Annotated in this window: 6 protein-coding genes; 1 reads left to right on the forward strand and 5 read right to left on the reverse strand. The window is 67.1% G+C overall.

From position 1 onward, the window contains the following. Positions 1-736: 736 nt before the first annotated feature. From U0177_RS28190 to U0177_RS28210, 5 genes are all read right to left on the reverse strand, one after another. Positions 737-2,386, reverse strand: a complete 1,650-nt coding sequence (locus tag U0177_RS28190) for a carboxypeptidase regulatory-like domain-containing protein (protein WP_409574025.1) — start codon at positions 2,384-2,386, stop codon at positions 737-739. Between the two features lie 138 nt (positions 2,387-2,524). Further along, positions 2,525-3,043 carry a DUF11 domain-containing protein gene (locus tag U0177_RS28195; protein WP_409574026.1) on the reverse strand — a complete coding sequence of 173 codons (519 nt, stop codon included), beginning with the start codon at positions 3,041-3,043 and terminating at the stop codon, positions 2,525-2,527. A gap of 138 nt (positions 3,044-3,181) precedes the next feature. Next, a complete protein-coding gene (locus U0177_RS28200) occupies positions 3,182-3,751 on the reverse strand; it encodes a sugar transferase (RefSeq protein WP_409574027.1) in 570 nt (189 codons plus the stop codon). A gap of 643 nt (positions 3,752-4,394) precedes the next feature. Continuing rightward, a complete protein-coding gene (locus tag U0177_RS28205; RefSeq protein WP_409574028.1) occupies positions 4,395-6,311 on the reverse strand; it encodes a polysaccharide biosynthesis protein in 1,917 nt (638 codons plus the stop codon). After that, positions 6,308-6,943 (reverse strand): sugar transferase, encoded by a 636-nt coding sequence (locus U0177_RS28210; protein WP_409574029.1) that lies wholly within the window; start codon positions 6,941-6,943, stop codon positions 6,308-6,310. Before U0177_RS28210 ends, U0177_RS28205 begins: the two co-directional genes overlap by 4 nt. 743 nt (positions 6,944-7,686) lie before the next feature. Here U0177_RS28210 and U0177_RS28215 point away from each other — a divergent pair. Continuing rightward, positions 7,687-8,052, forward strand: a complete 366-nt coding sequence (locus U0177_RS28215) for a hypothetical protein (RefSeq protein ID WP_409574030.1) — start codon at positions 7,687-7,689, stop codon at positions 8,050-8,052. Positions 8,053-8,262 lie beyond the last annotated feature (210 nt).

Consider the following 8,262-nt stretch of genomic DNA (forward strand, 5'->3'; position numbering starts at 1 on the left):
GATCATACCCGCAGTTGCGTCCTGACCACCTCCTTTTGTCAAGTGAAACCTTTGAGGGCTACGCGGCCCTGCGCCCCGCGTTTTTCGGATAGGCGGACCTGTGCGGCCCCGCGCCCCGCTCTTCTAGGGCTGTTTAGCCTATGCGGCCCCGCGCCCCGCAGCAGGGGGCTGCCGCCAGCCCCCTGCACTCCCGCCGATGGGGCGCTGCCCCAGGCCCCATAATGTATGCCGCCGCTAGTATAGCGCGAGTGGCGCAGCGCCTCGTGGCGCAGAATGACGTATCGGTTTGCCCTGAGGTGTGCCTTTGTGGCACGGAACAATCTGTGGGTTTGCCCTGAGGCATGAGCGTACGATGCTGGTATTGGCACGGCATGCTTTGAGCCGGAAAGGTTGTAGGAAACCGGCAGGGCTTTCCTACGCGGGGCCGGGGCGCAGCGCCCCGGTGCGACCCACCTTCGCAGGGTGTGCAATGTGCCTGGGGGCCAGGCCAGAGAACCAGCCAAAACCGGCAGGGTTTTCCCTGCGGCGGGGCCGGGGGCGCAGCGCCCCGGAATGACCAGCTCTCGCGGGGGACCGGGGGCGCAGCGCCTCGGAATGATCAGCTCGCGGGGGGCCGGGGGCGCAGCGCCCCGAATGACCGAAGCTCGCGGGAGCCGGGGGCGCAGCGCCCCGGAATGACCAGCTCTCGCGGGGTGCCGGGGCGCAGCACCCCCGGCACCACCCACCTGCAGGGCTGCTAGTTTGCGCTCACCGGCAGGAACACCTTGCCTTGCACCAGCGCGGCGTCGACGCTCGGCTGCGCGCCGGGGCCGCCCACGACGATCGGCTGCGCGCTGGCTAGGCTGAGCTGGTTGTCGTAGTACTCGTCGAGCACGCCGAGCCACGCCGAGCCCTCGAAGCCGACGCGGTAGCTGCCTGGCGGCAGCGCGGCCGTGGCGTAGCTGCCGTCGGCGGCGGGCTGCGTGTACGCGACGGTGCGGCCGTCGGCGTCGTAGACTTTCACGGTGACGCCGGCGCTGGCCAGCGCGCCGCTGCACGCGCCGCGCCCCGCCAGCGTGACGTGGCCGCTGATCGCGCTGCCCGCCGCCAGCACCGCGCTGATCTGCGTCTGCGCGCCGGGCGACGGCGCGGCCAGCAGGTCGGCGGTGGCGAGCGTGGCGCGGTTGCTGTAGTACTCGAAGGCGTTGCCGGCCGCGCCCGCGCCAACCGGCCGGAACAGCAGCGCGTAGCTGCCCGGCGCCAGCCCCGGCGTTGCGTACAGCCCTTTTTCGTCGCTCAGCGCCGTGGCCGCCAGCTCGCCCGCGCCGGTGTAGACGCGCACCTCGACATCGGCCAGCGCCTGGCCGCCGCTCGACGTGATCGCGCCGAAGAAGCGCCCGCCTTTGCTCAGCGTGGTGTTCGCGACTGTCGCGGTGGGCGCGGCCACCACCACGCTGTCGGCGGCGCCGAGGTCGCCGCGCCCGCTGTAGTACGCCGGCAGGTACACGTTCGCCGCGTCGGAGCCCGATGGGTCGAACAGCAGCTTGTAGCTGCCCGAGCGCAGCCCGCCGCTGGCGTAGTAGCCGTCGGCGTCGGTGCTGGCGCTGGCCACGACCGCGCCGGCGCTGTTGTAGACTTCGACGGCGACACCGGCGAGGCCGGTGATTGCGTCGTCGCCGACGACGCGGCCGCGGATCTGGCCGCCGAGGCCCAGCGTCGCGTCGATGCCGTCGGTTGGCTCGGGCGCGGCGACGCGCACCAGCGCTGCGGCGGCGCCGGGCTGCTGCGCGTACGCCGCCGGCAGGTACGCCGGCTCGCCGTCGGGCGGGGTGAAGCTTACGCGGTAGCTGCCGCTCGGCAGCGGGTGGCTGGTGTCCCCGCCGCCCTCGTCGGTGGTCACCTCGTCGACGACCGTGGCGCCACGGGCGATCGTCACGAGCACATCGCTCACGCCGGTGGCGGTGTCGGCGCCGCGCACCTGGCCGCTGATCGTGCCGCCGACGTCGAGTGCGGCGTTGATGTTCGGCGTCACCGCGCCGACCTCGACCGTCACCAGCGCGGCGGTGAGGATGTCGAACTGGTTGCCGAAGTACTCGGCCACATACTTGGCCTGCGTGTCGGCGTCGGGCGCGAACTGCACCGCGTAGAGGCCCGGCGGCAGGCCGGCGATGCTGTAGTGCCCGGCCGCGTCGGTGAGCGCGCTGGCGGCGAAGGTGGAGTCGATCAGGCTGGCGATCACGGTCACGCCCTCGAGCGGCATGTCGGTGTCCGAAGCAAAGACGGCCCCGGCGATGCCGCCGCTGCACGCGGGCGCGGCGGCGGTGTGGCGCGCGGGGCGTGCCTGCGCGGAGGGGCAGAGCGCCCCGAACAACAGCAGGGCCAAAAGCGCAATCATCGGTAATGGCATGCGTTTGTTTCTCATTTTGATACTCCTTTAACGCGCGTACGATCACCAGTCGTGATCCCGCCAAAGAGCGCGATAGGGCAGCCTGCCGAGCAGGCTGCCCTATCGGGCCACCAAAAACGTTGCCGATCGCGCTAGGGGCTATTTCTTGCCCGTCGCCGTGACCGTCACGCTCGCCGAGTTGTTATTGCTGTTGGTGTCCTTGGTCTTCGTGCTTACCGACGCGGTGTTCTTGATCTTGCCTTTGTAGCCATCCGGCTCGACGTCGACCCGAATGGTGATCGTGACCGACTTGCCCGCGCCGAGCGTTCCGACCTCGCACTTGACCTTCTGGGAGCGGTTGCAGCCCGGCCCCTTCACAGCCTCGATCTCGAAGTACTTCGACAGCTGGTCGGTGACGACGACTTTTTCCGCAGCGATCGAGCCGTTGTTTTTGACGGTGATCGTGAAGGTGAAGTCGTCCTTCCCGGTGGCTTTGGCGCTCTTCGAGATCGACAGGTCGGTCTGCTTGCACGGCACGGTGCTGTGCTTGCAGTCGTCCTTTTTATCTGCGGCGGGGCTGGCGAACGCGGCCGGCCCGGCGGCCAGCGCCGCCAGTGCCAGGGCCACGAGCAGCAGCGCTACCCGGCGTACTGAACGTGTGCTGAGTTGAAAGATCATTGAGCCTCCTTATAGATGTCGGTAGATACAGGTCAATCTATGGTGCCGGCATAGCTGCCTCCTTCCGCTAGCGGCACATACCAGCGCCGCGCGTGCGAGCAGGCGCGGCAGCGATGATCATTATGGCGACCTACGCCGCTAGATCACTGCGGCGTAGCGGCCCGGCTGGGCCAGCAGCAGCACGGCCAGGCCGATCAGCTGCAGGTCGAGCAGCGGCGACCAGCGCTCGACGTAGTACAGATCCAGGTGCAGCTGCACCGGCAGGATCCGCAGCGGCGCAGTCGGGTCGGGCGCCGGCGCGGCGCCTGTGGCGCCGCCGCGCTCGACCATGAGCATCACCTGGGCCAGGCTGAGCATCCCCGGCCGCACCGCGAGCACCTGGCGCCACACCGGCCCGCCGGCGCGCAGCGCCTCGGGCGCGAGTGGGCGCGGCCCAACCAGGCTCATGTGGCCGGCGAGCACGTTGAGCAGCTGCGGCAGGTTGGCTAGCACCACCACCCCCAACCCGCTCGCCGCTTGCCCGGCCGGATCGAAGCGCAGGCGCCACATACGGAACCTGCGGCCGCCACGGCCCAGCCGCCACACCCGCTCGATCGCCGCGCCGCGCCCGCGCATGCGCTGCAGCGCGACCACGACCGCGACCAGCGGTACCACCAACAGCAGCAGCGCCGCCGCCAACACCATGTCGACCACTCGCTTGATGCCCATACCGCCCCCCTTGCGTAAACTACACGGTTTCGCCCATTTCCAGTATGGATTGTCAAGCCACTACTCGCGAGTATGGTTGGCGATGCCCCTACGCGGGGCTGCTGCTACGCTATTGCCGCTGGGCCAGCGGCGCTGCGGCGCGCTATGCCGCGCCCGCGCTGTGCCCCCAGGCACCTCAAGAATATATGTGAGGCCGCTAATATTGAATTTGAGGCCTCTTATTAAATTTGAGACCTCTAAGATTATATGAGCGACCTCTAAGATTAAATTTGAGACCTCTAAGATTATATTGGCGCCGCTCATGCCGTGTATCGAGCCGCGCACGAGCTGTATTGGCGCCGGAAATAGCGGCATAGCACCCGAAAATCCGGCCCGATCGCCGCCGGGAGCACGTACCGCCGGGCATGTGTCTGATTCTGAGGGCCGCTAAGATACTATTAGAGCCGCTAATAAGTATCTTAGCGCCGCTAATATAATATTAGCGGCCGCAAATGGTATTCACAGGCAGCTCAATAGCGCTCGCGATGCCCGCAAAACTAACCCCGCGCGCCGGCCAGGTATATGCTGCGGCGCCAATAGTATTCCTGGCCGGCTCAAATATCATCGCGGCGCGCTCGCGAGCAGCGCCGGGCGCCGGCAGGGCTCAGCGCATCAGCGCTAGCGGCGCGCCGGCCACCTCGATCTCGATCGTCGGCGCGGGCTCGCCGCGCACCAGCTGCCACAGCAGCGCCACCAGGTCCTCGGTGCGCTGTGCCAGCGCCAGCTCGATCAGCTGGTGGGCGCTGCGCGGCACCTCGGCGACACCGCAGCTATAGCTGCTGCGGATGCGGAACAGCTTCGGGTGCGCCGTGCGGTCGCGCGTCTCGTCGGCGGCGGTCAGCTCCTCGTGCAGCTTCTCGCCGGGGCGCACGCCGGTGTACACCACCGGGATGTCGTGGCCGGGGCGCAGGCCGCGCAGGCGGATCAGCTTGTGCGCCAGGTCTTCGATGCGGATGGGCTGGCCCATGTCCAGCATGAAAATATCGCCGCCACCCGTCATGGTCGCCGCCTCGATCACCAGGCTGACGGCCTCGGAGATGCTGATGAAAAAGCGCGTCATGGCCGTGTCGGTGATCGTCACCGGGCCGCCGGCGTCGATCTGGCGCACAAACGTCGGCACGACGCTGCCGCGGCTGCCGAGCACATTGCCGAAGCGCACCGCCGTGAACAGCGTCTGCGGGCCGGCCTCGGCCGGCTGGGCGGCGTTGGCCATCATCAGCAGCTCGCCGACGCGCTTGGTGGCGCCCATGATCGACGACGGGTTCACGGCTTTGTCGGTGGAGATGAACACAAAGCGCCGGGCGGCGTAGCGGCGCGCCAGGTCGGCGACGATCGCCGTGCCCATGATATTCACGCGCACCGCCTCGTCGGGGTAGTACTCCATCATCGGCACGTGCTTGTAGGCGGCGACGTGAAATACCACCTCGGGGCGGAAATCGGCGAAGATCTGGTTCATGCGCGACGCGTTGGTGACATCGGCCACCACCTGGCGGGCCAGCGCGCGCTGCTCGGCCGGCAGCTCGATATACAGGTCGTGCACGCCGGTCTCGTTGTTGTCGAGGATCAGCAGCTCGCGCGGCGCCAGCCGCAGCAGCTGGCGGCACAGCTCCGAGCCGATCGAGCCGGCCGCGCCAGTGACCAGCACGGTTTTGCCGGCGACGATCGCGCGGCAGGCTTCGGCGTCGACATCGCACAGCTCGCGGCCGAGCAGGTCTTCCGGGCTGATGTCGCGCAGCGGCAGCGCGCGCTGCTGCTGGCCGATCGCGCCAAGGAAATCCGGCAGGATCTTCACCTGGGCCGGCGTGGCCAGGCACAGCGAGAGCAGGTCGCGCAGCGCGGGGCCGCTGATGCGGTGGATGGCGATCACCACCAGGCTGACGCCGCGCTCGGCAACCAGCGCGGGGATGGCCTCGCGCCCGCCGAGCACATTCGCGCCGTGCAGGCGCATGTGCAGCTTGCCTGGGTCGTCGTCGACAAAGCCGGCCAGCTCGTAGCGCCGCTCGGCGTCGGCCAGCAGCTGGCGCGCCACGATGTTGCCGGCGTCGCCGGCGCCGACGATCAGCACGCGGCGGCGGTTGGGGCTGCCGACGACGCGCTGCACGCGGCCGAACAGGCCGGTGAGCAGGCGCTCGCGGTAGCGCGCCACCACAAACGCGCCAGTGGCGAGCACGCCGCCGAGCGCGGCGACGCTGATCGGCACCGGGCGGTCGGCGCCCCACAGCATGCTGCCCACCAGCACCATAGCGGTGCTAGCCACACCAGCCGCGCCGATCGTCAGCACCTCGCCGGCGCTGGTGTAGCGCCAGACATAGCGGTACAGGCCGAACGCCAGGTTGCCGAACAGAAAGATCATCACAATCGCGGGCAGCGCCAGCAGCACAAAGCGGGCATCCTCGGCCGGGATCTGTCCGTCGAAACGGAACACCAGCGCCGTCCAGAACGACACCGCAACGCTGATGGCGTCGAGCGCGAGCAGCGGCACCCCCTGGGTGGCCACGACGCGCTTGGGAAAGTAGCTCATGCCATCTCCTCCATTGCTCGCGATTCGGCCCAGCTGCCCTTGAACTCCTCGGCGGTAGCGTGGCCGGCCTGGCTGATCTCCTCACCCATCAGCACGTTCCAGACGGTGATCGCGGCGATGCGCAGGTCGAGCCAGACCGACTGGTGGTCGACATACCAGACATCGAGCGCCAGGCGCTGATCCCAGCCAAATGCATTATCGTCGTGGATCTGCGCCCAGCCGGTGAGGCCGGGCAGCACATCGTGGCGGCGCATCTGCTCGGGGGTATAGCGGCAGAGGTAGTGCAGCAGCAGCGGGCGCGGCCCGACCAGGCTCATCTCGCCGCGCAGCACATTGACCAGCTCGGGCAGCTCGTCGAGGCTGGTGCTGCGCAGAAAGCGGCCGAGCGACGTGAGGCGCTGCTCGTCGGGCAGCAGCGCGCCGCGCGCGTCGCGCGCGTCGGTCATGGTGCGGAACTTCAGCAGCAGAAATGGCTGGCCGCCCAGGCCGGCGCGCGGCTGGCGAAAGATCACCGGCGCGCCCAGGCGCAGCCGCACCAGCAGCGCCACAATTGCGAACACCGGGGCCAGCGCGATCAGTGCCGGGATGGTGATGACCAGGTCGAGCAGGCGTTTGGCAGGATGCTGATACATTGGCGTGCTCCAAACAATAAGCATAGCAGCGAAGGACGAATGACCAATGGCCAAGACATATGCGAAGAAGCTATGCGGGCGGCGGGAGCGACGCGCGAGCCAGCGACAGAGCATCGATCCAAGCTAAATGTATCATGTGGCACCGGGCGAACATTCGGCGCAGATTAGTGTTTCGTCATCGCCTGGGGTGCGTTGGGCACTCGCGTTGGAGGGGTGGAAGATCGCGCTATAAGCGGAGCTTCGTTCAGCATGACACTGCGTTTCTGTGTCGCTGTCAGGGAGATGCTTCACTTCGTTCAGCATGACACTGCGTTTCTGTGTCGCTGTCAGGGAGATGCTTCACTTCGTTCAGCATGACAGTGGGTTTCTTTGTATGTTCGCTGTCATGGTGAGCGTAGCTTCCCTCGCTCGATGATTACGCATCGTGGGAGCGGAGCTTCATTCAGCGTGACATTGATTTCCTTGGCACTGCCATGGGCGCAGCTGGTGAGTACGCTGCAGCCGTAGCAGGCGCAGGCATGCCCCACCTGTAGGGTAGGAGCCAGATTTAGGCGTAGGTAGGCGTAGGATCGAGTTTTTGGCGGGAGGCTATAGGAGGATTGTGTTATTCAGATATAGGCGTAGAGGCCTATATGCAAACTGGACCATAGTCATGTTACACCGAACGGTACGATCGTGTATAGTTACCCGTGTTGCCGTAGTGTTCGGCAATGCAGGGCTCAACCGAAAGGACAATGCAGATTATGCCCGCAAATCCAAACTACCGCGTACCGCCCACCGCCATCGACGCCGACCGCGAATCGCTGCTCGGCATCGAAGACCTCCAGGACTACCGGCCGGTCAACCCGATCCACACGCACGAGCAGCTGAGCGCACGCGATCAGCGGCTGCGCAAGGCCGAGGCGAACGAAATTCGCCTGACGAAGTTGCTCGCCGCGGCGCGCGACGAGACGACCGAAGCCGGCTGGGAGTTCCACAACGCGGTGATGGGCGCCAAGGCGCAGGTGCTCGCGCAGTACGGCGACAACTCCGACGAAGTGGCGGCGGTGGGGCTGAAGAAGCGCTCGGATCGCAAGCGCCCGAGCCGGCGCGCCAAGCCTGAGGAATAAGCGCAGGCCGGCGGCCTGACAATGCCGGGGCTGGTGGGAAGCAAGCACGTGGGGGCATAGTCTGCAGTGGCAGCCGCCCCGGCATCGTCTACTCTCTCGTGATACTACGCAAGATCTATACTCGCACGGCCATCGAACGATTTGGCCGTATTACCAGCCAGAACGTCTTCAGCAGCAGTGTTATGTCGAGCATCAGCGACTGTGTAGACA

Source organism: Kouleothrix sp., assembly GCF_046328425.1.
GTDB lineage: Bacteria > Chloroflexota > Chloroflexia > Chloroflexales > Roseiflexaceae > Kouleothrix.

Excerpts from the sequence above, each read along its gene's own strand:
- U0177_RS28190 (WP_409574025.1), bottom strand. The coding sequence starts at position 2,386 with ATGCCATTACCGATGATTGCGCTTTTGGCCCTGCTGTTGTTCGGGGCG.
- U0177_RS28195 (WP_409574026.1), bottom strand. The coding sequence starts at position 3,043 with ATGATCTTTCAACTCAGCACACGTTCAGTACGCCGGGTAGCGCTGCTG.
- U0177_RS28200 (WP_409574027.1), bottom strand. The coding sequence starts at position 3,751 with ATGGGCATCAAGCGAGTGGTCGACATGGTGTTGGCGGCGGCGCTGCTG.
- U0177_RS28205 (WP_409574028.1), bottom strand. The coding sequence starts at position 6,311 with ATGAGCTACTTTCCCAAGCGCGTCGTGGCCACCCAGGGGGTGCCGCTG.
- U0177_RS28210 (WP_409574029.1), bottom strand. The coding sequence starts at position 6,943 with ATGTATCAGCATCCTGCCAAACGCCTGCTCGACCTGGTCATCACCATC.
- U0177_RS28215 (WP_409574030.1), top strand. The coding sequence starts at position 7,687 with ATGCCCGCAAATCCAAACTACCGCGTACCGCCCACCGCCATCGACGCC.